This window comes from Streptomyces sp. SA15 (genome assembly GCF_002291145.1).
In the GTDB taxonomy this organism is placed as follows: domain Bacteria; phylum Actinomycetota; class Actinomycetes; order Streptomycetales; family Streptomycetaceae; genus Streptomyces.
Genome location: NZ_NTGE01000145.1, coordinates 14,002 through 40,035, shown reverse-complemented (window position 1 = coordinate 40,035; position 26,034 = coordinate 14,002). Strand labels below are relative to the sequence as shown.

At 69.3% G+C, this 26,034-nt stretch carries 21 protein-coding genes; 3 read left to right on the top strand and 18 right to left on the bottom strand.

What is annotated here, in order from left to right:
* The coding region (locus tag CLM62_RS33620) for a hypothetical protein (protein WP_257004234.1) at positions 1 to 351 on the bottom strand (351 nt) is incomplete at its 3' end.
* Positions 352 to 393: 42 nt separating this feature from the next.
* Positions 394 to 978, bottom strand: coding sequence for a TetR/AcrR family transcriptional regulator (locus CLM62_RS33615; protein WP_095753669.1), 585 nt, complete (start codon positions 976 to 978; stop codon positions 394 to 396).
* Positions 979 to 1,125: 147 nt separating this feature from the next.
* Between CLM62_RS33615 and CLM62_RS33610 the strand changes: the two genes are divergently transcribed.
* Positions 1,126 to 1,728 carry a DUF456 domain-containing protein gene (locus CLM62_RS33610; protein ID WP_095753668.1) on the top strand — a complete coding sequence of 201 codons (603 nt, stop codon included), beginning with the start codon at positions 1,126 to 1,128 and terminating at the stop codon, positions 1,726 to 1,728.
* A gap of 147 nt (positions 1,729 to 1,875) precedes the next feature.
* Here CLM62_RS33610 and CLM62_RS33605 read toward each other — a convergent pair whose 3' ends face one another.
* The 11 genes from CLM62_RS33605 to CLM62_RS33545 all read right to left on the bottom strand — a co-directional run bounded on the left by CLM62_RS33605 (position 1,876) and on the right by CLM62_RS33545 (position 19,903).
* Positions 1,876 to 3,492 carry an MDR family MFS transporter gene (locus tag CLM62_RS33605; protein WP_306457953.1) on the bottom strand — a complete coding sequence of 539 codons (1,617 nt, stop codon included), beginning with the start codon at positions 3,490 to 3,492 and terminating at the stop codon, positions 1,876 to 1,878.
* 366 nt (positions 3,493 to 3,858) lie between these two features.
* Positions 3,859 to 4,449: a TetR family transcriptional regulator gene (locus CLM62_RS33600; protein ID WP_095753667.1), complete on the bottom strand. Its 591-nt coding sequence runs from the start codon at positions 4,447 to 4,449 to the stop codon at positions 3,859 to 3,861.
* Positions 4,450 to 5,442 carry an aldo/keto reductase gene (locus CLM62_RS33595; protein WP_095753666.1) on the bottom strand — a complete coding sequence of 331 codons (993 nt, stop codon included), beginning with the start codon at positions 5,440 to 5,442 and terminating at the stop codon, positions 4,450 to 4,452.
* Positions 5,443 to 6,239: 797 nt separating this feature from the next.
* On the bottom strand, positions 6,240 to 9,935 hold the full coding sequence (locus CLM62_RS33590; RefSeq protein WP_257004233.1) for a glycoside hydrolase family 78 protein: 3,696 nt from the start codon (positions 9,933 to 9,935) through the stop codon (positions 6,240 to 6,242).
* An 800-nt stretch (positions 9,936 to 10,735) separates the two neighbouring features.
* Positions 10,736 to 11,533: an SDR family oxidoreductase gene (locus tag CLM62_RS33580; RefSeq protein WP_095753674.1), complete on the bottom strand. Its 798-nt coding sequence runs from the start codon at positions 11,531 to 11,533 to the stop codon at positions 10,736 to 10,738.
* Positions 11,534 to 11,541: 8 nt separating this feature from the next.
* Positions 11,542 to 13,401: a beta-glucuronidase gene (uidA, locus tag CLM62_RS33575; RefSeq protein WP_095753664.1), complete on the bottom strand. Its 1,860-nt coding sequence runs from the start codon at positions 13,399 to 13,401 to the stop codon at positions 11,542 to 11,544.
* A gap of 29 nt (positions 13,402 to 13,430) precedes the next feature.
* On the bottom strand, positions 13,431 to 14,639 hold the full coding sequence (locus tag CLM62_RS33570) for a family 1 glycosylhydrolase (protein ID WP_179382338.1): 1,209 nt from the start codon (positions 14,637 to 14,639) through the stop codon (positions 13,431 to 13,433).
* A 34-nt stretch (positions 14,640 to 14,673) separates the two neighbouring features.
* On the bottom strand, positions 14,674 to 15,513 hold the full coding sequence (locus tag CLM62_RS33565) for an ATP-binding cassette domain-containing protein (protein WP_095753662.1): 840 nt from the start codon (positions 15,511 to 15,513) through the stop codon (positions 14,674 to 14,676).
* Positions 15,510 to 17,390 carry a dipeptide/oligopeptide/nickel ABC transporter permease/ATP-binding protein gene (locus CLM62_RS33555; protein ID WP_257004232.1) on the bottom strand — a complete coding sequence of 627 codons (1,881 nt, stop codon included), beginning with the start codon at positions 17,388 to 17,390 and terminating at the stop codon, positions 15,510 to 15,512. The genes CLM62_RS33565 and CLM62_RS33555 overlap by 4 nt, the downstream gene beginning before the upstream one ends.
* The gene (locus CLM62_RS33550; RefSeq protein WP_095753661.1) at positions 17,387 to 18,331 is read right to left on the bottom strand and encodes an ABC transporter permease; all 945 of its coding nucleotides are present in this window, start codon (positions 18,329 to 18,331) and stop codon (positions 17,387 to 17,389) included. Before CLM62_RS33550 ends, CLM62_RS33555 begins: the two co-directional genes overlap by 4 nt.
* Positions 18,332 to 18,343: 12 nt before the next feature.
* Entirely contained in the window at positions 18,344 to 19,903 is a 1,560-nt protein-coding gene (locus CLM62_RS33545; protein WP_095753660.1) for an ABC transporter substrate-binding protein, read from the bottom strand.
* Between the two features lie 252 nt (positions 19,904 to 20,155).
* On the opposite strand from CLM62_RS33545, the gene CLM62_RS33540 reads away from it, so the two are divergent.
* Complete coding sequence (locus CLM62_RS33540) at positions 20,156 to 20,764, top strand: TetR/AcrR family transcriptional regulator (protein WP_095753673.1); 609 nt, start codon at positions 20,156 to 20,158, stop codon at positions 20,762 to 20,764.
* Between the two features lie 229 nt (positions 20,765 to 20,993).
* Here CLM62_RS33540 and CLM62_RS33535 read toward each other — a convergent pair whose 3' ends face one another.
* Complete coding sequence (locus CLM62_RS33535; RefSeq protein ID WP_257004231.1) at positions 20,994 to 21,722, bottom strand: helix-turn-helix domain-containing protein; 729 nt, start codon at positions 21,720 to 21,722, stop codon at positions 20,994 to 20,996.
* A 65-nt stretch (positions 21,723 to 21,787) separates the two neighbouring features.
* On the opposite strand from CLM62_RS33535, the gene CLM62_RS33530 reads away from it, so the two are divergent.
* Positions 21,788 to 22,417 carry a flavin reductase family protein gene (locus CLM62_RS33530; RefSeq protein ID WP_095753658.1) on the top strand — a complete coding sequence of 210 codons (630 nt, stop codon included), beginning with the start codon at positions 21,788 to 21,790 and terminating at the stop codon, positions 22,415 to 22,417.
* A 41-nt stretch (positions 22,418 to 22,458) separates the two neighbouring features.
* Here the strand turns inward: CLM62_RS33530 and CLM62_RS52135 are convergent, their stop codons facing one another.
* From CLM62_RS52135 to CLM62_RS33515, 4 genes are all read right to left on the bottom strand, one after another.
* Positions 22,459 to 22,938, bottom strand: coding sequence for a hypothetical protein (locus CLM62_RS52135; protein WP_257004230.1), 480 nt, complete (start codon positions 22,936 to 22,938; stop codon positions 22,459 to 22,461).
* Complete coding sequence (locus tag CLM62_RS52130; RefSeq protein ID WP_257004229.1) at positions 22,935 to 23,705, bottom strand: hypothetical protein; 771 nt, start codon at positions 23,703 to 23,705, stop codon at positions 22,935 to 22,937. The genes CLM62_RS52135 and CLM62_RS52130 overlap by 4 nt, the downstream gene beginning before the upstream one ends.
* An 11-nt stretch (positions 23,706 to 23,716) precedes the next feature.
* Positions 23,717 to 24,610, bottom strand: a complete 894-nt coding sequence (locus CLM62_RS33520) for a dihydrodipicolinate synthase family protein (protein ID WP_095753657.1) — start codon at positions 24,608 to 24,610, stop codon at positions 23,717 to 23,719.
* A 73-nt stretch (positions 24,611 to 24,683) separates the two neighbouring features.
* Entirely contained in the window at positions 24,684 to 26,021 is a 1,338-nt protein-coding gene (locus tag CLM62_RS33515) for an aminotransferase class I/II-fold pyridoxal phosphate-dependent enzyme (protein ID WP_257004228.1), read from the bottom strand.
* Positions 26,022 to 26,034: the final 13 nt, after the last annotated feature.

Here is a 26,034-nt window from a genome sequence, read left to right as displayed (position 1 = left end):
ACCGCCCATCCGCCGCCCGCCCGCGAAGCCCCAGACCGCCATCGAGGCGACGTCCACGCCGACCGCGATCCACAGCGCGGTGGACAGACCGAGGGCGCCGCCCGCCGACAGGGCGATCATCAGGAGCGGGCCCGCGGCGCAGCTGAGCAGCGGGCTGCTGACGAACAGCAGGTGCCGTACCTCGCGGCGGTTGGCCAACCGCTGGTGAACGACGCGGTGGGCCTGCATGTCGGCCACCAACGTCGCCAGCCACAAGCCCACCGCGGTTCCCGTGACGTACAGCGCCGCCGTGCTGTGCCGGGTATGCACGTTCTGCGCCAGGCCGACCATCACGGCGAGCATGGTGATCACCGCGTAGAACATGTGTGTGGCCCGCTGGCCCGCGTCGGACCCTCAGGCGTTCGGCAGCCAGGGTGCGAGCGCGGCGTCGACCGAGCTGATCACCGTGTCCTTGTCGAGTCGTGCGCCGAGCATGAACCGCTGGAACAGCAGGGGGCCGAGGATCCGGGAGACCACTTCTCTGGCGTGTTCCTCGATGCCGGGGCGGAATTCGCCGCGTTCGACAGCAGCGGTGAGCGCGCCCGCGAAGTGCTCGTCGGCGTGACCGAACATCTCTTCACGGATGCGCCGTACGTCCTCGTCCCGCTCGGCCCGTTCGACGACGGTGGCGATGACCGATACGGCGACGGGTTGGTTGAGCCAGTCGGCCATTTGTTCCAGCTGGGTCACCAGTTGGTCGCGGACCGGGCCTTCGCCGAAGGTGAGCAGGGGGCGGACGTCGTTGGCGAGTGCGTCGAAGAGAAGGGTCTGCTGGTCGGGCCAGTGCCGGTAGACGGTGGCGCGGCCGACCCCGGCCCGTTCGGCGACGGCGGCGTGAGTAACGCGTTCGGGTCCTCCTTCGACGAGGAGTTCGGTGGCGGCGGTCAGGGCGGCGGCGCGGCTGCGGCGGGCGCGGGGGTCGTCATTGGTACGGGGCATCGGGACACCTCTTCCCAGATTCTTATGAGACACCTTGACTCACAGATACTCTCCGATACATACTGTCTCACAGATGAGGGAGACCTCGCCAACGCAGGCACCACCGGCCATAGGTCGGCAAGGCCTGCCGCCCCAAGGAGAGAGCTCATGTCTGTGACCATGAACGAGAACGCCATCGCCCTCCGCTTCGCCGACCGAGCCACCGCTTATCAGGCGCTCAGCGAACTGAAGTACCTCAGCCCCGCCACGACCGAAGTCCGTGCCGCCGTCCTGATCGAGCGCCTCGAGGACGGCGCGGTGCGCGTCCCCGAGGGCATGGACGGCGAGGAGGGGCGGAACACAGCGGTCGGCGGACTGGTCGGCTCGCTCGTCGGCATCCTGGGCGGACCCCTCGGCGTGCTGATGGGCTGGGGCGTCGGCGCGCTGATCGGGGGAGGCCACGACTTCAAGCGGGCCGAACGGGCCACCGCTGCCGTCGGCGTCTTCGCCCAGCAGGTCCCGCTGGGCGGCACGGCCATCCTGGCCGAGGTCAGGGAGTCCGACACCCAGGCCCTGGACCAGCTGGCCATGCGCTACGACGCCGTCCTCGAGCGCCGCCCGGCCGACTCCGTGCGCGACGAGCTGAAGGCGATGGAAGAGGCCGCCGAGCGGAGCAGGAAGGACGAGGCGAAGCAACGGCGCGACCTCGAGCGCGCCGAGAAGAAGGCGAAGAAGGGCGGCGCGACACCACCGCAAGAGGCCACCGCATAACCGGAACAGGCCCCACAGACGCGGGGCAGTTCCCCCCTGCCCCGCATGGTGAGGGCGGGCCCACCCGGGTCCGCCCTCACCGCTTTCACCCGGTGTCTGTCCGACAGCAGCCCGTCCCGGGGCCGTCCTGTGGCTGATGCGTGCGGCTCACTTCCCTGTCGGCGCCGATATCTCAGCGTTGTCCGGCCCTGTCTCACCGGGCCGGGCAGCCGGCGTCATCTCGGGGTCGTGGTCGTTGTCGTCGGCGAGCTTCTTCTCCGGGAGGAGGAAGGCGAGCACGAGGCCGAGGGCGAACACCGGGACCAGGTAGCGGAACACCGGTGTCAGGGCGTGCTGGTAGGCCAGGATCACCGCGTCCTCGATCTCGTCCGGGAGGGAGTGGACCAGGGCCGGGGTGATCGAGTGGGTGTCGCCCACGGTCCTGGTGGCGTCGGTCGGGAGGCGGTCGCTGAGCTGGTCGGTGAGGCGGTGGGCGAACACCGAGCCGACGGCCGCGGTGCCGAGGGTGGAGCCGATCTCGCGGAAGAAGTTGTTGGCGGAGGTCGCGGTGCCCACGTCGGAGGCCGGGAAGTCGTTCTGCACGGCCAGGACCAGGGGCTGCATCGTCCCGCCGAGACCGGCGCCCAGCAGGAAGACGTAGAGGCAGACCAGGACGAGTGAGGTCTGGGTGTCCAGCGTGGACATCAGCAGCGCGGCGATGCACACGAAGCCCGTGCCGACGATGGGGAAGATCTTGTAGCGGCCGGTCCTGCTCATCAGCCATCCGGACGGGAGGGCGGTGGCCATCATGCCGACGACCATGGGGATGAGCAGCAGCCCGGACTCGGTGGCGCTGAGGCTGTAGACCATCTGCAGGTACGTGGGCAGGTAGCCGATGATGGCGAACATGCCGATGCCGACGACCAGGAGCCCGATCAGGGTGGCGATGTTGAAGATCCGGCTGCGGAACAGCCACAGCGGGATGATCGGCTCCGCGGCACGGCGCTGGGAGAGGAAGAACAGCACCCACGTCAGCAGGCCGCCGGCGGCCATGCCGATGATGAGCGGGTCGGACCAGGCGTACTCCGTGCCGCCCCAGGTGGCCACCAGGACCGTGCAGGTCACCGCGGCCGCCATGAGGGCGAAGCCGACGTAGTCGAAGGCGACCTGGACGGCTCTGCGCGGCAGACGCAGGGCGAAGGCGCCGACGGCGAGGGCCAGGGCGCCGACCGGCAGGTTGATCCAGAAACACCAGCGCCAGCCGACACTGTCGGTGAACCAGCCTCCGAGCAGCGGTCCGGCGACGGCGGAGAAACCGAAGACGGCACCCATCGGTGCCATGTATCTCGCGCGCTGTCGCGGCGGTACGAGGTCGGCGATGACCGCCTGCGAGGTGATCATCAGTCCGCCGCCGCCGAGACCCTGCACAGCCCGGCCGATGATCAGCATGGTCATGTCCTGCGCCGCGCCCGCGATCACGGAGCCCGCGAGGAAGACGCCGATGCCGCCGAGGAACAGCACCTTGTGGCCGATCAGGTCGCCGAGGCGGCCGTATACGGGCATGGCGATGGTGGCCGCGAGGATGTACGCGGTGGTCACCCACGCCATGTGGTTCACGCCGTGCAGTTCGCCGACGATGGTGGGCAGCGCGGTGCTGACGATCGTCTGGTCCAGGGACGAGAGCAGCATGGCGGCCATGAGGGCGGCGAATACGAGGCCGAAGTGGCGAGGCGTGCCGGAGGAGTTGTGTTCCTGCGACTCCACGGCTTGGGTCGAATCGCTCAAGGGGAGCTCCTTGGTGGATGAGTGAGGGCGAGGGAGCACGTGACGGCCCGGGCATGCGCGTGGTCGTCCGGGCCGTCACGGGGTCAGCAGGGTGTGCAGGAGTTCCACGGAGCGTTCGACGTACGGAACCGGGGAGTCGTCCTCGTCACCGGGGGACTCCTGGCTCGCCCAGCGCTCCATGCCACTGCGCACGCCGGTCTGGCAAGCGCGGCGATCAGGGCCTCCGACCGCCGCCCGAGCCGCTGTTGAGGCCCATCGCCGGCCTGGATGGCCTGGATGGCTACGCGGTTTGACGCGGGAGCCTCAGGCGTGCATGCGTGCGCGCGTGGCGTCGGCAGGCCGGTGGTGGGGGAACGGTAGTGAGGGTCAGCGTGGGCGCAGGCCGTCGATGAGGAGGGTGCAGACGGCCTCCAAGGCGGCGTCGGTCCCTGGAGCCTGCCACTGGGCGGCGTGGACGGGGTGGTGGTAGCCGATGGTGGCGTCGAAGACGGCTCGCGCCGTCGCGGCAGGGTCGGCGGAGGTGAAGTCGCCGCTGCTGACCCCGTCGGCGATGATGACGCGCAGTTGCTCGATCAGGTCGGCTATGTGGTCGGCGACCGCGCTGCTGTGCTCGGCCGCCAGGACCCGGTAGGTGGCGAAGAGCTCCGGATCCTCGGACGTCACCGCCCGTTTGGAGGCGAACAGCGCCGTGAGCCAGGCGCGCAGCCGCTCGGGCGCTGCGAAACGGGTGTCGGCCGCGACCGCCGCGAGGTTGCCGTGCGAGCGGCTGAGCCAGCGCCGGGTGACGGCTTCGCGCAGTGCTGCCTTGGACGGGAAGTGCCGGTAGACGCTGGCATGGCTGACCCCCAGAGCGCGCGCCACGTCCAGCACCGTGGCCTTCTCCGGCCCGTAGCGGCGCAGCACGTCCTCGGTGGCGGCCAGGACGGTCTCGGCGTCCAGCGCCGTGCCCGAACGCATTCAGCGCTCCCCGTCCTTCACGCCCGGCGCTCCGCGGTCCCCGGCGACCGCGGAGACCGGCACCGCCTGCTCGATCGCTGCCAGCTCCTCCTCGGTCAGGACCAGCCCGGCCGCCGGCAGCGCCTCGGCCAGTTGCCGGCGCGTGCGCGACCCGACGATGGCGACGATGTCACCCAGCTCGCGGCCCTGGGCGAGCACCCAGGCAATGGCCAACTGTGCCGCCGTGGCCCCGCGGGCGTCGGCGATCTCGTGCAGTGCCTGGACCAGCTTGAGGTTGCTCTCCACGTTGCCGTCCTGAAAGCGCGGCATCAACGCCCGAAGGTCAGTCGGTGTGGGGGCCTGCCGCGTCCAGTTGCCGCTCAGCAGCCCGTAGGAGAGCACCCCGTAGGCCGTGACAGCGATGCCCAGCTCCCGGCAGGTGTCCAGGACACCGCCCTCGATGCCGCGGCTGAACAGCGAGTACTCGATCTGCAGATCGGCGATCGGGTGAACCGCATGAGCCCGCCGGATCGTCTCCGAACCGACCTCCGACAGTCCGATCGCGCGCACGTGACCGGCCTGCACCATCTCGGCGATGGCTCCGATCGTGTCCTCGATCGGCACCGTCGGATCGAGGCGGCCCGGCCGATAGATGTCCACGTGGTCGGTGCCCAGCCGCCGCAGCGAGTAGGCCAGATAGTTCTTCACGGCCTGCGGGCGCCCGTCCATGCCGCCGAAGTTCCCACCAGGATCCGTCATCGCGCCGAACTTCACGCTGAGAACGGCCTTCTCCCGGCCCTCGGCGGACAACGCCCGGCGGATCAACTCCTCGTTGTGGCCCGTTCCGTAGAAGTCACCGGTGTCCAGCAGAGTGACTCCCGCGTCGAGCGCGGCACGGATGGTCGCAATGCTCTCCGCCTCATCCGCCGCAGTGGTCCTGTTGGACATCCTCATACAACCCAGACCGAACGCCGAGACACGCGGACCACCGGCCCCCAACTGCCGTGTTTCCATGACTCCTACCTCCCGGTGAACAAACACCTGACTATGTACTCAAAGCTGACTGTGTGACTGAACAGCCGTGCCAACGACCGGCGCCCCTACCCCTCCGCTCCGGTGCGACGCCGGAGCCTCCACAACAGCGGCCGCCACTTCGGCCACCAGCTCCAACCGCGCACCAGCAGGCGCCCGCCCACAAGCGCCGACGACGCCGGTGCGCCCGTTGGAAGAGTGCGAGCGGGTTGACGAGCACCCTGGTCAGGCCGTGGATACGCGGCGGCATCGAGCACGGGCAGGCCCTAATCGGCAGAGCGACCCCGTGCAACGGAGATGAGGAGACGAAGTCCAACTCCAGCGCGTCTCCGATGTCACCGGCGGAGAGCGACACGCCGCGCCCGTGCATCCGGCACGCCGCGTCCAGCCTCATCCTCGGCATCGGTTGGCCGAGAGCCTGAGGCGCGGCCCACCCGCAGGGACCACCAAGGCGCTCCCGGACCCCAGCCGTACGCTCTGGCGCTCCTCGGCTGCGTCGAGGTCCCATGAGCTCGGCGTCGGCCCAGTGACGAGGTCGAGTGCTGCGCTGCTCGTTCTCGCCCCGCCTACCCCGATTGCTCGGCAGAGCATTCGCGCCGCCTGTGACGACTCCTGGGACTCGTGCGTCCATACCGCTGACCGTACAACATTGAAGTGACAGATTTCAAAACTTGTAACCTAAGCACGCCCTCGACGCCGTTGGCCGGAGTTGGGGCGGGCAGCGTTCGACGCGGTGATCCGCCGGCATTTGGCACGGTGCGGCGGTCTGCGCGGTCAGGTCACCCGGCGTTGAAGCGGTACGAACCCGCCCGGGCCCGGTAGACCTTGTAGGCCGCACCGCCTGAGGTGTCGTCACGGACAAAGGCGACGCCCCGGGGCGTGGTGACGGGCTTGTCCTGGGTGGGGACCCAGATCTCGGCCTCCGTGTTGTACGGGATGGTGATCGCGAGGTCGATCCTGCCGTCCGGGCGGCGGTGCCATTGCGAGGAGACCGTGCCGCGCACGGTGTCGATCGAGGCGCTGACGTGGTCGAGGGTCGCGGGCGCCAGGTCGGTGTCCTCGGTGTTCTCCGGGACTTGGCTGTTGACCGCGGCCGCGGGGATGTACGGGCGGATGCGCAGCGATTCGTAGGCGGTGGAGGTCGGCTTGATGCCGGCCAGGCTCTGGTAGAACCAGGTGGCCACGTTGGAGCGGTAGTGGTGGTTGACCGAGAGCCGGTCGGTCCACTGCTCCCACAGCGAGGTGGCGCCCTTGGCGATCTGGTACACGTAGCCGGGCTGGCCGGTCTGCGTGACGGCTTTCAACGCAACGTCCGTGTAGCCGTACTCGCTGAGGATGTTGAACTCGTAGCGCGAGCCGTACATGTCGTTCTGGATGTGCTGGTCCGCTGCCACGATGCGGTCGGCGAGCAGCTTCGCGAGGGCCTTCTTGTTCTCGGCGAGCGTCTTCGTGTCCGCCAGGTAGCGGGGGTCGTCGGGGCTCAGGTCCGAGCCGGGCACCAGGTCGAAGGCGATGGCCAGGGCGTTCTGGCTGGAGATGCTGCCCTGGGTGAAGTGGCCCTTGGACGCGTCCCAGTAGTTGGCGACGAACGCCTTGCGCAGGGTGCGCGCCAGTATCGCGTAGTGGGCGGCGCGGCTGGTGCGGCCTAGCCTGCGTCCCACCTCGTCCATGTAGTCGCAGAAGTGGATGTAGAAGGCGAGGCTGATGACGGCGTTGCTGCCAGGACTTTCCGCGCCGGAGTAGGCGCCGAGGGAGGCTTCGAACTTGTAGTCGTTCTCGGCGGTGAACAGCGTCTCGTAGTACTTCAGGAGCGTGTCCTGGTGATCGTAGAGCTCGGCGAACAGGCTGCTGTTGCCGTAGTACGTGTACAGCTCCCTCGGCATGACGAAATACGCCGAGTCCCACGCGGGCACCGCCTTCCACGCGGCGTTCCAGCCAGGGGTGTGGTCGTAGCCGAATCCGCCCTTGCCGAGGGGAACGACCATGGGGAGCTGGCCGGTGGAGATCTGGTTGTCGGGGAAGTGGCGCAGCCAGTTGGTGAAGACGGCGTTGACGTCCCAGGTGAGGGACTCCGACTCGGAACTGGCCATGGCATCGCCGGTCCAGCCGTTCTTCTCCCGTGACGGCGTGTCGGTGGGCTTCTGGACCAGATTGTTCTGCTCGGCCCACTCCAGGTTGCGCTGCAGGCGGTTGAGGAGGGCGTTGTCCGTGGTGAAGGTGCCGGTGCGAGCGAAGCCGGTACGGGCGACGCCGACGGTCAGCACCTCCGCGTCACGCCTGAGGTCGGGGGCTCGCCCGAGGACGGCCTCGAGGTTCATGACTTCCAGGTAGCGGAAGCCGAAGTGGCTGAACTGCTGTTCCCAGGTCTGCGTCGACCGCCTGCCGAGGGTGTAGTAGTGGGTCTGGAGGTTGGCGTCGTGCTGGAAGTTCTCCTCCTCGACCGACAGCGGGGAGGCGGCCGTTCCGTCGCCTCCGGTGATCCGGTTGCCGCCGCGGATCCGCAGGGTGAGGCCTTCCTTGTCGGGGCGTATGCCGGTGAGCTGCAGGCGGACGAGGCCCGTCAGGATCTGGCCGTAGTCCAGGGCCCAGGTCCCCGAGCCGGGCGCCGTCTCGGTGATCGAGACCGGGCGCAGCGTCTGGTTGACCAGCACCGGTTCCGCCTCGTGGGCTCGCAGGACGGCCGGCTTGAAGCCCTCGGGAACGGTCGTGGCAGGCAGCGCGCCGTGGTACTTCGGCGAGGGACCGGAGCAGCTGCCGGGAGCGATCAGCACGGTGGCCGGACGCCACTCGCGGCCGGTGCGGTAGCCGGCTGAGCGCCACTCCCTCAGTTCGTCCGCACGCCGGGCGTCGTACTTCTCCCCCGAGTACACGGAGTCGAAGGTCGTGGGCCCGTCCGCGGCCAGCCAGTCCTTGTCCGTGACGAGCGTGGTGGCGGAGCCGTCGGCGTAGGTCACGACGAGCTTGACGCGCAGGCGGGGCTGGCCGACGTAGGGGGCGAGCTGCCAGTACCACTCCTGCGGCGTGGTCACGCCGTACCAGCCGCGTCCCAGTTCGGCGGCGACGACGTTCTCCCGGCCGGCCTGGAGCAGTGCGGTCACGTCGAACGTGTCGTACAGCACCGTGCGGTCGTAGGTGCTCTGGTCGGTGAGCAGCCGGGGCACGTTGGTCCGGCCCCCGTTCACCTGCTTGCCGTTGACGGTGATCGGGTCGCCGTTGACGGTGAAGGTGACGTTGCCGGCGGCGCTCAGGTGCAGACGGGCCTTGGCGATGCGGCGCCCGCGGGGCAGGGTGAACGCGCGGCGCAGCACCGGTGCCGGGTTGGCGATGGGGAGCACAGTGTTCTTGGCGGGGATGTAGGGGTTCTTGGGCGGGAAGGTCAGGCCGACGAGGGTGCTGATTCCGTTCTCGAACGGGTTGGCGCCGGTGGTGAGGTCGGCGGAGAAGTCGGGGGCACCGGTTCCGGTCACCTTGACGCTGCGCACGGTGGCCGAGGTGCCGCCGCCGAAACCGAAGCTTCCGTGGCGGCGGATCTGGTCGCCGGTGAGCGTACGGCTGTCCACCTGGACGCCGTTGACGGTGGTGGTCACGGTGAGACCGCTGACGGCGACCACCACCGTGTGGTCGCGGGTGGCCCAGGTGTCCCTGGTCAGCCCGGTGGAAGCGGGGAGAGTGACCGTGCCGACCGGGACGCTGCGGGTGCCCGACGCGGTGGGGTTGGTCTCGCTCTGCGGGTCGTAGTAGTTGACGCCCCAGTCGGGCTCGGAGGTGCCGTCATCCACCCAGGTGTTGCCGGCGTAGTGGCTGGTCTTCATGACCAGCTGCATGTCGTCACCGTTCTGCCGGATCGTCCAGTTGAGGCCCTCGCCCCAGGTCTTGCCGATGGGTTCGGCGCGCAGCAACAGGGACAGCCCGCCGGCGGGGTCGGGACCGCCGCGGAAGACGACGGTCGCGGTCAGGTCCTTCCAGTCGTGGTCCTGCGCCTCGCGGCCGCCGATCCACCGCGCGCCCGACCAGTCCCTCTCGCCCTTCAGCAGACCGGTCTCCCACATCGCCGGCTCGCTCCAGGGGCCGGGCGTGCCCTCCTCGTCCCAAGTCCGGACTCGCCAGTAGTACGCCTGCTCCGACCGCAGCGCGCGGCCGCCGTAGGCCACCTCGGTGCTGTTGGAGCCCGCCACCTTGCCGCTGCGCCAGACGTCCGCCTTGCCTGGCCCGGTGCCGACCTGGATCTCGTACGCGGCCTGCCTGGCCACCGGAGGCACCCAGCTGAACGCCGGCGCGGTCTCCGTGCCCAGGGGCTCGACCCGGGAGTTGACCTGAAGGTTCGCCGGCGCGGAACCGTTTCCGCCGGGCACCACCCGGCTCGCCGCCACGGCGTCCGACGCGGTGGCTAGCGGGACAAAGGCCCCGGCTGCCGCCGCGGTGATGATGCCGAGCATGTGTCGGCGGCTCAACGCACTTCTGTTGTCCTCGGCCACGGCTCAGATTCCTTTCGTCAGCGCACAACGACGTGCGCGGGCAAGGGACAGCGAACAAGCCCCCGTGAGGTAGTGCCGCGCTGGAACGGGTGTCCCTCCCCCCAAACACCTGGGTGCTCGTGGCTACGCGCAGGGCAGCAACAGGCGATCACGCGGCGAACCTGAAACGATTCAATACCTTCCAAGTGGAAAGTTTATGAACAACCTCGGCCGAAACACAATGGTCTGCGGCGAGGATGGCGTCCCGACGACATCCGGGCCGAAGGCGGCACCGCTGCGAGAAACCGTTCCTGGGGGCACGGCCCACGGCAATGCCCGGTTCTTCGCCGGGGCATTGCCGCGAACACGGCCTTGCGGTGGACGTGCTGGGGCTGGTCAGCGCGGTGGCCGCGCTCGCGGCGAACGCCCACTGCACCGGCGGCTCGTGCGGGGCCCCAAGCCGCCGGCCCGCCTCCTCGGCCTCGCGCGTGTACTGGGCGATGACCCACGTCATGGCCGGCCGGTTCACCGACGCGGCCGCCCCCACCTGGCGTGGTCCGCAGGTGGTGGACGCGCGACGCTACAGCCCCTCACACTCGCCACCCGCGAGCACGAGGCCCAGACCCGCGCCGAACAGCTGCGCGGGCACCGGACGCGGCCAAGTTCGCCGCGTTCGCCCGCGACGCCGGGCAGATCGGCGAACCAGCCGCGCCATTGCGGGACACGGAGCAGGGGCTGGACCACCCGCGCATCACCCGCGCATCACCCGCAGGACCGTCCTCGCATCTGACCCCGTCGGCCGACGGTGTCGGCCTCACATCTCAGTCGGAACCGGTCGAGCGTGTCTGCATGACCTCCTTGATCAGACGGGACAGGTAGGCATCGACGTCGGCTCCGCGCTCGCGCAGCTCGTCGTCGATTTCCGGTGCCGTGAGAATGAGGAAGCGGTTGTCGGTGATGCCGTCGGCGACGAGTTCGCCGACCGTGGTGGGGTCGAGCACCGGGGTGTCCGGCCCCTGCGGCGGTGACGTCTCGCCGTAGAAGGTGACCTGTTCGAGGATGTTGGTGGCCACGCCTGCCGGGCACAGGCAGGAGACTCCGATGCCGCGCGGCCGCAGATACAGGGCGAGGGACTCGGACAGGCCGACCACCGCGTGCTTGGTCGCGGTGTACGGCATCTGACCGAAACCGTAGGGCAGCAGTCCCGCCGTGGAGGCGGTGTTGACCACATGGCCGGATCCCTGGTCGAGGAGCAGGGGAAGGAAGACCAGGTTGCTGCGTACGATGCCCAGCAGGTTGACGTCGATCACGCGCTGCCAGGCGTCGAGAGGGATGTCCTCGACGGGGCCGACCGCGAGGATCCCCACGTTGTTCATGACGACATCGACGCGACCGAAGCGGTCCAGCGCCAGGTCGCGGACCGCTCGGAGGTCGTCCAGGCTCGTGACGTCGCAGACCGCGGCGACGCCCCGCTCGCCGAGTTCACCGGCGACGGTGCCGGCCCGGTCCCTGTCGATGTCGGTGACCACGACCCGGGCGCCGCGTCGGGCGAGCGAGTGGGCCGTGGCGCGGCCGATACCGCTGCCCGCACCCGTGACCACCGCTACAGCGTTGTGCATCTCCACACTCACCGGGCCGTCCCGCCTTCCCCGTTCAACTCATCCCGTGCACCGGGCGGGAACTGGCGCGCGGCGTCCTGCCCACCCGCCGGTTTGCTGCCTGCGATCTCACGCCACCGTGCCCGGAGGGCATGCGCGGCCGCCTTGGGCCGCCGGTCGCGGGTGAAGACGCCCTTCCTGTTGCCGTCGACACGGTGGATGCCGTTCGACGTCTGGAAGTCGGCGAAGTTCCAGACGTGTTCGCCGACGACCTCAGCGATCCGGTCGAAGACGCGGTGGTTCGCGGCCAGGTACGCGGCCTGGTACTCCTCCGTCCACGGCTGGTCCCACACCGAGTGCAGCCCGGGTAGGGTGTCCGCTCCGTACTCGCTCATGATGATCGGCTTGCCGAACTTCGCGGCCCAGCCACGCAGGTCGCCCTCCAGGTAGGCCTCGGCGGTGACCAGGTCGCCCGTCGCGACGTACCAGCCGTAGTAGCGGTTGATGCACAGGACGTCGAACAGGTCGGCGATGCCGTCGTTGGCGGCCGTCGCGAACATCACGGCGGCGTAGCAGACGGGACGGGTGGGGTCCAGCTTGCGGGTGAGTTCGAGGAGCGGCTCGAAGTATTCGCGGGCGCCCTCCTCGTTGGAGGACGGCTCGTTGGCGATGCACCACATCACCACACTGGGGTGGTTCTTGTCGCGGGCGATGAGTTCCCTGATGGCCTGGGCGTGGGCGGCACGGGTGTCGTCGTTGACGGTGTCCGGCGAGAAGGTGGGGCGTGGCGGTGCACCCGTGAGCCCGGCCTCGACGGCCAGGTTGAGGCCGACGGCCGCCGTCTCGTCGATGACGACGATGCCGTGCCGGTCGGCGAAGTCGAGGACCTCCTCGGCGTACGGGTAGTGCGAGGTGCGGAAGGAGTTGGCGCCGACCCACTCCATGAGCTGGAAGTCGTGGACCAGGTAGGCGTCGTCGTGGCCCTTGCCGCGCACCGGGGTGTCCTCGTGCCTGCCGAAGCCGGTGAAGTAGAACGGCTCGCCGTTGATGAGGAATCGGGTGCCGCTGACCTCGACCGTGCGTACGCCGAACGGCTGGGCGTAGGTGTCCACCACGTCGTCACCGTCCAGCACCTCGGCGACCAGGTCGTACAGGTAGGCCGCGCCCGGGCGCCACGGTGTCACGTCCTCGATGCGTAGGGTCCCGCTCGCCCCGTCGGACTCCGCGACCTCGGCTCCCGACGCGTCAAGGACACGGACTCGGACATGCGCGGGTGTGCTGGTGGCGACCTCGTACTCGACCGTTCCGCTGGTGCCGTCGAGGCCGGTCACGATCGTGACGTCGGCGATGTGCACGGCGGGCACGCTGTACAGCCACACCGAGCGGGCCAGGCCGGCGTAGTTGTAGAAGTCGTGCAGGTACGTCTGCTTGCGGCGCCCGTCCTGACTCACCGTGATCGTGCCGGGCGGGATGGTGGTGTTGGTCAGCTCGTTGTTGACGCCGATCGTGAGGCGGAACTCCTGGCCGGCACGTACGTGGTTGGTGATGTCGGCTTCGAACGGCGTGTAGCCGCCGACGTGTTCGGCGACCAGGACGTCGTCGACGTACACGCGGCCCTGGTGGGTGGCGGCGTCGACGCGCAGGACGACGCGGTCGTCGGTCCAGCCGCGCGGCACACGTACTCTGCGCTGGTACCAGACCCAGCCGACGTGGTCGCGGATGGCGCTGTCGGTGAACAGGTCGTTGTAGCTGGCCGGTACCGGGGCTTCGAGCCTGGTTTCGAGGGGGGCGGTCCAGGGACGCTCGCCCACGGCCGTGTCGACGGCGAACCTCCAGGTTCCGTCGAGGCTGACCAGTTCGCGGGTGGCGGTCGATCGGGGTTTCAGCATCGGGTTCCTCTCCGATGTGGGGACGCTCGTCACGGGCGTCCGCGCCGCGCGACCTCGCCCAGCCAGGCCAGGCTCCGCTTGGGGTGGCGCTCGAAGGTCTCGCGGTCGACGGCGATCAGGCCGAACGTCGGTCCCCAGTGGCCCCATTCGTAGTTGTCCAGGGCGCTCCAGTGGAGGTAGCCGCGGACGTCGATGCCGTCGTCGATGGCGGCGAAGAGGTGGCCGAGCGCCTCCTTGGTGTAGCGGATCCGCTGCTCGTCGTCGGCGGTGGCGATGCCGTTCTCGGTGATCAGGACGGGAGTGCCGCCGGTCGCCTCCCAGACGTGCCGTACCGCGATGCCGATCGCGTCGGGCCGGTAGGCGTTGCCGGTGAGCGTGGTGTCGGGGCCCAGCGGGTGGGGGACGATGCCGTTCTCGTCGACGGCCTGGCTGGAGTACGACTGCACCCCGATGAAGTCGTCCTCGCGCGCCGCTTCGAGGTACAGGTCCTCACGGACGTACCGCAGTTCGCGCAGCTTGTCCTCGTTGCCGGAGGTCGCGGTGAGGGCCTGGCAGGCCACCGTCCAGCCGACGGCCGCGTCCGTGTGCTTCCTGACGATCTCGCGGGCGGCGTGGTGGGCTTCGATGAGCCGCCGGCCGATCTGCGGGTCGGGGTTCGGCAGAACCGGGCGCGCGGCGCCCTCGACGGTCGGGCTCATCCAGTCCTTGGCAGACGTGGGCGCGTCCGGTGACCGCAGGAGGCGGCTCATCCCCACCATGATCGCCAGCATGTTCGGCTCGTTCATGGTGCAGACCCACTTGACGTCGTCGAGGATGCTCGTGGCCGCCCGGACGTACGCCTGGAAGCGCTCGACGGCCCGCTCCCCCGTCCAGCCGCCTTCGTCGGCGAACCATTTGGGGTTGGTGAAGTGGTGCAGGGTGATCACTGGTTCGAGGCCGAGGTCGCGGGCGGTGTCAATCATCCGGCGGTAGTGGGCGAGTTCGGCGCGGGAGATCCGGCCCGGGACGGGCTCGATGCGCGCCCACTCGATGCCGAAGCGGTAGGAGGTCAGGCCCGCGTCGGCCAGCAGGCGCATGTCCTCGGCGTAGCGGTGGTAGCTGTCGATCGCGTCACCGCTCGCCTCCATGCCGGGCATGAGCTGCTCGGTGGCCCAGAAGTCGCTGTTGAGGTTGTTGCCCTCCACCTGGTGGGGAGCGGTGGCCGCACCCCAGAGAAAACCGGATACGAGTTGGGTCATCGCCAATTCCCTTGTGTCGGAAGATGAGTGGTGCTCATGCCGGAGGGGCTGCTGCAGCCAGGCGCTGCCGCTCCTCGCGCCGCCTGCGCTGCTCCACCGGGTCCGCGACCGGGGCGGCGAGCAACAGGCGCCGCGTGTAGGGGTGTTCGGGGGTTGAGGTGACCTTGTCGGCCGGACCGGTCTCGACGATGTCGCCGCCGTGGACCACACTCACCCGGTGGCTCACATGCCGGATCACCGCGAGATCGTGCGAGACGAAGAGGTACGCGACACCGGTGCGCCGCTGGATGTCGACGAGGAGGTCGAGCACGCGGGCCTGCGTCGAGAGGTCGAGCGCGGAGACGGGCTCGTCACAGACGATCAGCTTCGGTCCCGGGGCAAGCGCCCGGGCGATCGCGACACGCTGGCGCTGACCGCCGCTGAACTCGCGGGGCAGCCGTTCGGAGGCGTCCGTCGGCAGTCCCACCTGGTCCAGAAGCTCGCCTACGCGTGCTCGGGCGCCTCGTGGGCTCGCCCCCTGTACCACGAGGGGCTCGCCGAGGATGTCGCCGATGGTGAGCGCGGGGTTGAGCGAGGAGTACGGGTCCTGGAAGACGACCTGGATGTAGCGGGCGAGGGCGCGGCGCTCCTTCGGGGTGCGGTGGGTGATGTCCTGGCCGAGGAAGTCGATGCGTCCGCCGGTGGGCCTGACCAGGCCGAGCACTGCCCGGCCGATGGTCGTCTTGCCGGATCCGGACTCGCCGACGATGCCGAGCGTCTCGCTTTCGTCCACCTGCAAGGTCACGCCGTGCAGGACCTCGTGCGGGCGGGCGCGGAAGCCGTGTCCCGGGTACACCACGCGCAGGTCGCTCACGTCGAGCAGGGCCGTCGTCATCGCGCCTCCGTCTCGACCGGCTCCGTCTCGACCGGCTCCGTCTCGACCGGCTCCGTCTCGACCGGCTCCGTCTCGACCGGCTCCGTCTCGACCGGCTCCGTCTCGACCGGCTCCGTCTTGAGCGTCTGCCTCTTGAGCGTCCGCGCGGCCGGCCGGTCGGTGCGCACGGTCTGCTCGTCGAGGATGGAATCCAGCAGCATCCGGGTGTAGGCATGCCGAGGGCCGGCGAAGAGGTCGAGCACGTCACCGGTCTCGACGGTCCGGCCCTGCTGCATGACGGCGACGCGGTTGCAGATGTCCGCGACCACACCGAAGTTGTGGGTCACCAGGAGAACCGCCATGTTCAGTTCCTTCTGCAGGTCGCGCAGCAGGTCGAGGACCTCCGCCTGCACGGTGACGTCGAGCGCTGTCGTCGGCTCGTCGGCGATGAGCAGCAGCGGACGGCTCGCCACCGCGCCGGCGATAAGCACGCGCTGGGCCATGCCGCCGGAGATCTGGTGCGGATAGGAGGAGAAGGTGCGCTGCGGGTCCGGAATGCCCACCCGGTCGAGGAGAGCGAGAACGCGCTCGCGCGCCGCACTCCGCGACATCGCCGGGGAAGCCGCACGCAGGCCCTCGACGAGCTGTGCTCCCACGGTGAAGTGGGGGTCGAGGTTGGACATCGGTTCCTGTGGCACATACGCGATGGACCGCCCGCGCACCGCGCGCAGTTCGCCCTCGCTCAGGCCGAGGAGCTCACGCCCGTCGAGCCGGATCGACCCCCGGGTGACGACCGCCTCGGCCGGCAGAACTCCGAGCACGGCGAACGCGGTCTGGGTCTTGCCCGAGCCCGACTCGCCGACGAGACCGAGCGTCTGTCCCGCTTCCAGGCTCAGGGTGACGCCGCTGACGACCTCCTTCAGCTCGCCCGACGGTGTCGGATAGGCGATGGCGAGGTCCTCCACGGCCAGCAATCCGGCGGAGGTGCCTGAGACGGTGGCCGTCGGCCGACGATCGGGGGCTGCGATCCGGGACGGTGTGGGCCTCCCGCCCTCCAGGGCATCCCGCATCGAGTTGCCGAGCAGCACCAGCGAGGCGGTGATGATGCCGAGCATCAGGCTCGGCCAGAGGAACTGCAGGGGTTCCTCGTAGAGGTTGGCGAACCCCTCGGAGATCATCGCGCCGAAGCTGGGGACCGAACTGGATCCGACGCCGAGGAAGGCGAGCCCCGACTGGACGGCGATGGAGGATCCGGCCAGGAAGGCGGTGGCGATGACGACCGGTCCGCGGACCACGCAGAGCACGTGCCGACGCAGGATCCGCCGGTCGGGCAGGCCCGAGACGCGGGCGGCGTCCACGTACAGCTCGTTCTTCACGCCAAGGACGAGGTTGCGGACGAGGCGGTAGATGCCGGGCGACAGCAGCACGCCGAAGATCAGCATCGTGGCGCGGTAGTCGCCGCCCGTCACCGGCAGCAGCACGATGAGCAGCAGCAGACCGGGGAAGGTCATGACGAGGCTGAAGACCCACTCGGTGACGCCTCGGACGCGGCGCCCGAAGTAGCCGCCGATCAGCCCGAAGGTGACGCCGATGGCCAGGGCGATACTCACGCCGATGAGCGCGGAGATCACGCTGGTGTTGATGGAGGCCAGCAGCCGCGCGAGGATGTCACGCCCGCTCTTGTCGCCGCCCAGCAGGTAACCGTAGCTGCCGGCACCGGCGTTGACCGCGTCGAGGGAGGCGGCGCCCGGGCCGTGGTCGGTGATCAGCGGGCGCAGCAGGCCCAGCAGGACGACGATCAGCAGGAGGCTCGCGCTGATGACGGCCTGCGGGTCCTTGAGCAGCTTGCGGAGCGGAGACCTGCGCACGGACACGGCGCTTTCAGTTTCGGTGGTCAACTCAGGATCCTCGCCTTCGGGTTGAGCCAGCCGTTGACCAGGTCCACGACGAGGTTGACGCCCACCACGAGCAGCACACCGAACAGACTGATGCCCATGATGATCGGGACGTCGCCCTGCAAGGAGGCGTTGAAGGCGTACTGGCCGAAGCCCGGAAGCGCGAAGACCTGCTCGATGACGAGGGCACCGCCGAGCATCTGGATGAACTCCAGCGACAGCACCGTGAGCGCCGGCCCGGCCGCGCCCCGCAGGGCATGGCGCAGCACGATCGACCGGGTCGGTATCCCCCGGGTGCGCAGGGTGCGGACGTAGTCCTTGCGCAGCTCACCGATCATGGCGCCGCGGATCTGGGCGGTGAGGCCCGCGACGCCGCTCATCATCAGCGCGACCACCGGGATGGCGATGGTGGATGCCCAGCGGGCCGGGTCCTGCGACAGCGGTGTGTAGCCGGTGGCGGGGAACCTGTGCAGCTCGATGGCCAGGACGTAGACGAGGGCGATCGCGATGAGCAGGTTCGGCACCAGGTAGCCGACCATCGACACACCTTGTGCGAGCCGGTCGACGGCGCCGCCGCGGGTGGCGGCCAGGACGCCGAGCGCCACGCTGATCACCACGGTCACGAGCAGCGCGGTGAGCACGATCCACAGCGTGACGCCGAGGCGGGCCGCGATGGCCGACCGGACGGGCTCGCTGGTGAAGTAGGACAGGCCCAGGTCACCGCGCATCGCGTGGGAAAGCCAGTCCAGGTACTGCGTGAACAGCGGGCGGTCGAGCCCCAGTTGGGCCTTCTGTGCCTGGACGCGGGCGGGTGTCGCGCCACTCCCGACGATGCTGCTGGCGACATCGTCGAACGAGGTGCTCAGCAGGAGGAACGTGATCATGGTCACCAGGACGGCGAGTACCAGGCCCGCGCCGAGGCGACGTAACACGTAGAGGATCATGATGCGGCTCTCTCAGGAGGCCTGGTCGGCGACGCCGAACTGCCGGATGGTGGCGAGCGTCGAGGAGCCGTCACCGAGGTAGGTGATGCCCTTCTTGGTCGCCCAGTCGCTCCCGATGTAGAACACGGGCGCGTACCAGGCGTTCTCGACGCCGAACTTGTTGATCTCCTGGTAGGCGTCCGCCGCCTTGGCGGGGTCGAGCTCCCGGTTCGCCCGGTCCAGCAGCTTGGTGAGCTCGGGGTCCGTGGAGTTGAACACGTTGCGGTAGCCGGTGGGGCTGTAGAAGTTGCGCGCCTCGATCGGGGTGGTGTTCAGACCGTCGACGATCAGGAACATCGGATACTTCTTGGAAGCGAGGGCGGAGACGCTCTGCTGCGCGGGCACCGGCTGCCACTTCACTTTGACCCCGATGTCGGCGAGCGCCTGCGAGAACGTCGGCTCGAACGGCTTGGTGAAGACGAGGCTCGGCATGATCACGGAGAAGCCGTCCGGGTACCCGGCCTCGGACAGCAGCCTCTTCGCGGCGGCCGGGTCATAGGAGTACGTCTGGTCCAGCGCCGGATCGTGGCCCGGCCCCTTGGGGTTGAAGATCTGCTCGGTCGGCCGTCCCGAGCCCCCGAGTAACTGCTTGACCATCTTGGCGCGGTCGAAGGCCATGGTGATCGCCTTACGGACCCGCACGTCACCGAGCGGCTTGAGCACGTCCCCCGCACGGTCGCCCAGGACCAGCGCCGCGACCGCGGTTGCCTGGACGTGATTGGTCTCGAAGCCCGCCGACTTGAAGGAACCGACCTGCGTGACATCGATCGTGCCGGCGTTGGTCTCGCCCGCCTTGAGGGCGTTGGCCGCGGCCGTCTGGTCGGCGATCACTCGGATCTTGACGGTCGAGAAGGGGTAAGCCTTCTTGTTCCAGTAGTCGTCGCGCCGCTTGAGCACATACACCGACCCGTTCACCGTGGCCCCCTTGTCGAGGGTGTACGGGCCTGAGCCGACCGGGTTCAGTGCGGCGCTCTTGGAGGTCATCGTCTTCGGGTCGCCGATGACACCTGCGGCCGTCGAGAGCGAGGTCAGCAGCGAACCGTCCGGCTGCTTCAGCTTGATCACCACAGTGTGGGCGTCGGGTGCCTCCACCGAGGCGACGGAAGCGAGCACCCCTTGGTTCGGTCCGGGCGTCGCCTTGATCCGCTCCAGCGTCGCCTTCACGGCAGCCGAGCCGACGGGGGAACCCGAGCTGAACTTCATGCCGGTGCGCAGCTTCAGCGTCAACGTCCGTGCGTCGCTGGAGTACTGCCAGCTCTCGGCCGCGCCGGGCTGAAGCCGGCCCTTGTTGTCCTGGATCAGCAGCGTGTCGTAGACCGAGTCCCAGATGTACATCTGCTGCCCTTCGAGGAGCTGGGTGGGTTCGAACGAGTTGGGCGTGCCGAAGACGGAGATGGCGAGCGTCGTGCTCGAGGACGACGACGCTCCGGTCGACTGGCTGTCGCACGCCGACGATGCGAGCAGTGCGGCGGCGGCCCCCAGGACGGCCGTGGTTCGAGCATGTGATCGCGGGTGCGGGTGTCGTATGCGCATGGATGGCTTCCTTCGTCCAGGAACCGGCTGTGAGCGATCGCGCCAACTCTTACCACGCGGTTGGTTTTCGCTGGACGGTAGGCCGCACGACGGAGGGCGGGAAGAGTACGGTCGATGTTCGTAACCAGAGCGTTATCTTTTACTCGACTCCGCGGTGCGGGAAGGTGAATCCCAACCATGTGGTAAGTTTTTGCTCACAGTTGATGCGCACAACCGATGCGGACCAGCTTCGTCGAGGAGAGTGAGCACACCGTGGGCCAGGCAAAAGCGCGTGGGCCGTACGCCAAGACACCGGCCCGCAGAGCGGAGATCGTACGGGCCGCACGCGACAGTTTCGCCGAGAACGGCTACGCCAAAGCCTCCCTGCGCGACATCGCGGACCGGGCCGGCATCACCCACGCCGGACTCCTGCATCACTTCCGCAACAAGGACGAACTCCTCGCCGCGGTGCTCGCGGAACGCGACGCCGAGGAATGGCAGCAGGGCGTGGCACAGGTCGACAGCCCGGACCAGCTCGCGCCCTATCTCGGCGAACTCATCCGCCACCACCAGAAGGCGCCCGAGTTGATGCGCCTGTGGATCGAGCTCGCCGCCGCGGCCTCACGCTCGGATCATCCCGCCCACGCCTACTTCGCCGAGCGCTACGAACGCGGGCGCGCGCAGTTCGCCGAGGGATTCCACGACGAGGCAACCCGCAGCAGGATCCGCGAGGGCGTCAGCCCGGAGAGCGCCGCGGCCCTCTTCCATGCCGTGCTCAACGGGCTCCAACTGCAGTGGGTGCTCGACCAGGACCTCGACATCATCGGGCCCGTCACCGACTTCGTACACCTGCTCTTCGACCACGACCGCGCCGATGAGTGAGTGGGCCGCAGCCCAACTCGGGGCGGGCGGCGCCCTTTGGATCCCGGCCGAGGTGTACCGGAGGATGCACCACACCGAGCCACGGACCGAGTGCGTCGCTGGACCATGCCGCAATCTTCGGACCGCAGATCGTTCGGGATGATCCGTCCGCCTCCGTGCAAAACCGAGGCGACGCTTCGGCATCACCCCCGCTCGATGACTTACGCGGCGGTGCCTCGGCAACTCGGCCTCAGCCGACCGTCAGCGCCTCGTCCAGCAGGCGCAGATGCAGGCGAAGAGCGTCGCGGCCGTGGTCCGTCAGCCTCACGACACGCGTGTCGTCCACGCGGACGAGCCACGACTCCTCGACCGCGTGGCGGAAGACGGACGCGCCCACACCGCCCGCCAGGTGGAGACGATGCTCGGTCCAGTCGAGGCAGGTGCGCACATGCGGGCGGTACGCCGACGATGCGGAGGGTTCGTCGGCGATGCCCACCTCCCTTAGCCAGCCGGCTCCCGCGGCGGTGAGCGTCGGCCCGTAGTCCCAGGCCAGGTACCCCTCGGTGGTCATCGCGTCCGTGATCGCGACGGCCAGGGAACCTGCCAGGTGGTCGTAACAGATACGGGCGAAGGAGAGACCACGGTGACGACGGACAGCGGTGAGTGAACGTACCGGCACCGGACGTTGAGGTGCCCGTGCGGCAAGCCCTTCGATCATCTCGGCGATGTCCGGGTCGGCGAGCCGAACGTAGCGGTGGCGGCCCTTTCGTTCCTCGGCCAGCAGGCCCCCGGCCACCAGTCTGTGCAGATGGCTCGTCGCGGTGGACGGGGCGACGCCGGCAAGACGGGCCAGTTCCGTCGCCGTCCAGGCCCGGCCGTCGAGGAGCGCAAGACAGAAAGCAGCGCGCGTACGGTCGGCCAGGAGGGCCGCCAGAGCAGCCAGATCCGGCTCGTCGGCATACACGTCAGGGCTGGTCACCGCTCCATTGTCCGCGGTCCTCGCTTCGACGCCCATCGAAACGTTCCGCGTTTAGCGTCCTTCTCATGACGACTGAGACGCATCGAGTGATTCGGCCGAGCATCCTCTACTTCGGCACGCCGGTGGTCCTGCTCACCACGGAAAACGCGGACGGGACCTTCAACCTCGCTCCCATCTCGTCCGCCTGGGCACTGGGACAGCACATCGTCCTGGGCCTGGGCAGCGAGAGCCAGACGGTGCGCAACCTGGCCGAGCGACCGGATGTGGTGATCAACCTCGCCTCACCCGATCTGTGGGAGCGGGTGGAGAGCCTGGCGCCGCTCACCGGCGCCGATCCGGTACCGGAGAGCAAGCGGGCGGTGTACCGGTACGAGCACGACAAGTTCGCCGCCGCCGGGCTGACCCCGCGCTCCTGTGACCTCGTGCGGCCGCCTCGGGTCGCCGAGTGCCCCCTCCAGCTCGAGGCAAGGTCCATCGCCTTGACCCCGGGCGGGGAGGGCCGCTTCCTGTCCGTCGAGTGCGAGGTGGTCCGGGTCCACGCCGACGAGCGCATCACCGTACCCGGCACGCACCACATCGACCCCAGTGCATGGAGCCCGCTCATCTACAACTTCCGCCACTACCACGGGCTCGCGCCCGAACTCGGCCACGGCTTCCGGTCGGAGACAGCCAAGGCCGCAACGCGCGTCGGGTGACTCGCGCGGCGGGTACCCGAGAGGGTGCCCGCCATGCTCGGTCACCGTGCACCTGTGAGGCTCCCGGCGGCCCGTTTCTCGAGCGTCGCCGCCAGGACAGCTGCCGAAATCCCGGCGGCGCCGAGGAGCAGAGGAAGACGGACGTCCAAGCCCGTAAGAGAACCGGCGACGGCGGTACCCGCGGACCCCGACGTGATTTTCAAGGCCGCCACCCACATGAAGACCTGAGCGCGTACCCCCGCGGGTGCGTACTCGGTGCGGGCCGCCAAAGTGGCGGCGAAGAAAAGGGCGTTGAGAACACCTGTCAGCCCGTACGCCGCCACGGACAGGGAGAAGACGTGGCTCGCGGCGACCACGCCGAGGCCGACGACGACGCCCAGGGCGAGGCGGCTCATGAGGCGGTCCGGATCGCCGGTGAGCGGGAAGACCATCACCACCGCGGAGCCGGCCAGGTTGCCGAGTCCGTAGGCGGCGGTCAGCACCGCCGCGGTGGATGTGTCGATACCCAGGACCTTGGTCATGTGCACTGCGGTGATCGGCAGTGCGGCAACCCGAGCGCGACGATCATGGTCAGGTAGACGGTGCGCCGCAGCCGGCCGGTGCGAGCCACGAGCGCCAGGGTGGGCCCCGGCTTGAGAATCGCGGTCCTGTCCCCACCGTGGGCCGCAGGCGCGTAGGGCAGGAGGAGCACGCACCCCGCCGCGACACCGGCGCCGCCCGCCAGGGCAAGAGCGGCAGCAGAGGGTGAGGCCCAGCCCGACAGGGCCGCCACGAGAGACGGACCGACAGTGCCACCGATGCCGTACGTGGCCACATCCCAGCCCTGCGCCCGCCGCTGGGTGCGCGTCTCCGGTCCGACGATCGCGGGCAGCCGGCTGCTGATGCCGCCGGTCAGCAGGGGGCCGCAGGTGCCGGCCACGGCCAGCAGCAGCGCGGTCACCAGGGCGGGCGCACGGGCATACGTCAGTACACCCGTGGCGAGCACAGCGGCGTACAGCAGACAGGCCGACGCGATGACCTTGCGTCCGTCCTGCGCGAGGTCCAGCGGGCGGGCGACGAACGGGCCGAGCAGGTGCGGTGCGGTGATGCACGCGCCGAGCGCACCCGCGAGCGTCCCCGAGCCACCCGACGAGGTGACGAGCAGGATGACGGCGACGACCGCTCCCCCGTCGGCGGTGCGGGCCAGGGCCGCGGCGACGACGTAGCGCACCAGGCCGCCCCCGCGGCCACCCGTCGAAGTCGACACGCTCGCCGCGTTCGCTCCGGTCGCGGTGGTCCGATGGTTCATGGCGCGCGTACTCAGGCGGTGAGCTCGAGGGCGCTCAGCGCGGCGACGACATCCTGACGTGCGACCTCGTCCAACCCCCGCAGCGGAAGCGGCAGGTTCGGCTCCCCCGTCAGACCCAGGTGAGAAACGGCAGCGGACATGACGCGCAGGCTGCCGTGGCGGCGGAACAGGGCCCACAGCGGCTCGAGCTCGTCGGACAGGTCCGTCGCCCGTTCGGCGTCACCGCTCTGAGCAGCGCGAGTGAGGGCGAGAGCGGTCTGCGGGAACGTACCGCCGATCACCGAGTACCAGGCGTCGCAGCCGGCATTCAGACCGCGGGCGGCCGTCCAGTCGCCGCTCACACCGATGGTGACCGTCTCCGGGATCAGCGCCCGCAGTGCGTCGACCCGGGCCTTGGCCTGCGCCGGGTCTTCGGGCACACCGGGAATCTTGATCGAGCCGACATGCGGCAACTGGGCGATCCGGCCGTGCAGTTCGTCGGTGAAGTGCACATGTGTGGTGCCAGGGTTGTCGTAGACGCACAGCGGGACGGACAACTCGCGGGTGACGTCCTCGTACAGGCCGAACACCTCGTCCTCGGTGAGCGGCTGATACGTCATGGGAGCAAGCAACACACCGGAGGCCCCCGCCTTCTGCGCGTCCTCGGCCAATTCCAGGACATGGGCGGTGCGCAGCGCGCCGATACCGACCATGACAGGCACGCCATCAGCGGCCTCGACCGCGATCTTCACGGCGAGGGCACGCTGTTCCCGGGTGAGGTAGGCATACCCGCCGGTGGAGCCGAGCGCGCCGATCGAGTCGACGCCGACGGCTGCGAGGCGAGCGACGAGCGTGGCGTATGCCGTCTCGTCGACGCCGTGTTCATCAGTGGGTGTGAGGGGGAAGGCGCTCAGGCCGCGGAACATGATGGCTCCTTCAAGGGACTTCAAGGGACCTCAAGGGACTTCAGGGGACTCAGGGAGAGAGAACGGGTCATGGTCAGCTGCCGGTCGTACGCAATTCCGCTACGACTGCGGCAAGTTCGGCGGCGAACGCCTCGGCCTGCGGCTCGCTGATGGTGGAACTGGTAACCCGGATGGCGCCCTGGTGGGTGGACGGGTCACGGACGAAGAGGTAGCCGGGCCTCACAGCCCAGCCCCGCTGTGCCAGGGCTTCGACCGCCGACCGGCCGTCGACGTCCAGTTCGACCCATACATTCAGCCCGTCGGGCCTGTAAGGGACCTTGATCCCCTGGGCGTGCAGCCGATCGACGAGCAGGCCGCTGCGGTGTGCGTATGCCTCACGGGCCCGTTCATGGAGTTCGAGGACACCGGGATCGAGCAGCAATTCGCGGACGATGTGCTGCAGCAGATGGCTGACCCACGTGGTGCCGGCGCTCAACCGGGCCTCCAGGCGCACGGCAGTCTCGGCGTCGGCGGCGACGAGAGCGAGACGCAGGTCCGGGCCGAGGAACTTGGACACCGACCGCACCAGAGCCCAGCGCGCGGTGGTCGGAGGGGTGATGCGGTAGTACGGCCGTGCCGAGACCGCTGAGAAGTGGTCGTCCTCGATCACCAGGACCTGAGGGTGGTCGGCCAGGACCGCGCGGAGGCCGGCCACCCGTTCCTCGGTAAGGCTCGCACCGGTCGGATTGTGGGCGCGGGGTGTGCAGACGACGGCACGGGCACCGTCCTCCAGTACGGCCCGCAGGGCGTCGGGACGCATGCCGGCGCCGTCGACCTGGACCGGCGCGGACCGGTAGCCGCTCAGCCGCAGCGTACCGATGCTCGCCAGGAAGCAGGGGTCCTCGATCGCCACCGTGTCGCCGCGGGTGAGGTGGGCGTTGAGGAGGCGTTCGGTGGCGTCGACCGCTCCGTGCGCCACCAGCGTACGGAACGGCTGCTCGATGTCCTCGGCGAAGTCGGCGCAGGCCCACTCGGCCAGCCCCGCGTCGACGGCGGGCACGCCGTACAGAGGCTGGCGGTAGTGCCCGCGCCCGGCCACGGCCAGAATGTCGGGCAGCAGCTCCGGATCGGGGTTGCCGCTGGCCAGGTCGACCGCGTCGCCCCCGACGCCGACACCTTCACGGGCCAACTGCGGCACCGCCGCGATCACCGTGCCGCCGCGCCCCCGAGTCTCGGCCACCCCGGCCTCGACGAGCCGCCGGTACGCCAGGGCGACCGTGTTCCGGTTGACACCCAGCTCGGCGGCGAGCACCCGCACCGGCGGCAGCACTGACCGCGGCGCCAGCTCGCCCGAAGCAACCTGGTCCCGGACACTGCCTGCGATCTCAGCCGCAGTAGTCCCCCTGATCCGCACGTGATCACCTCCGGGCATCGACCCTAGCATT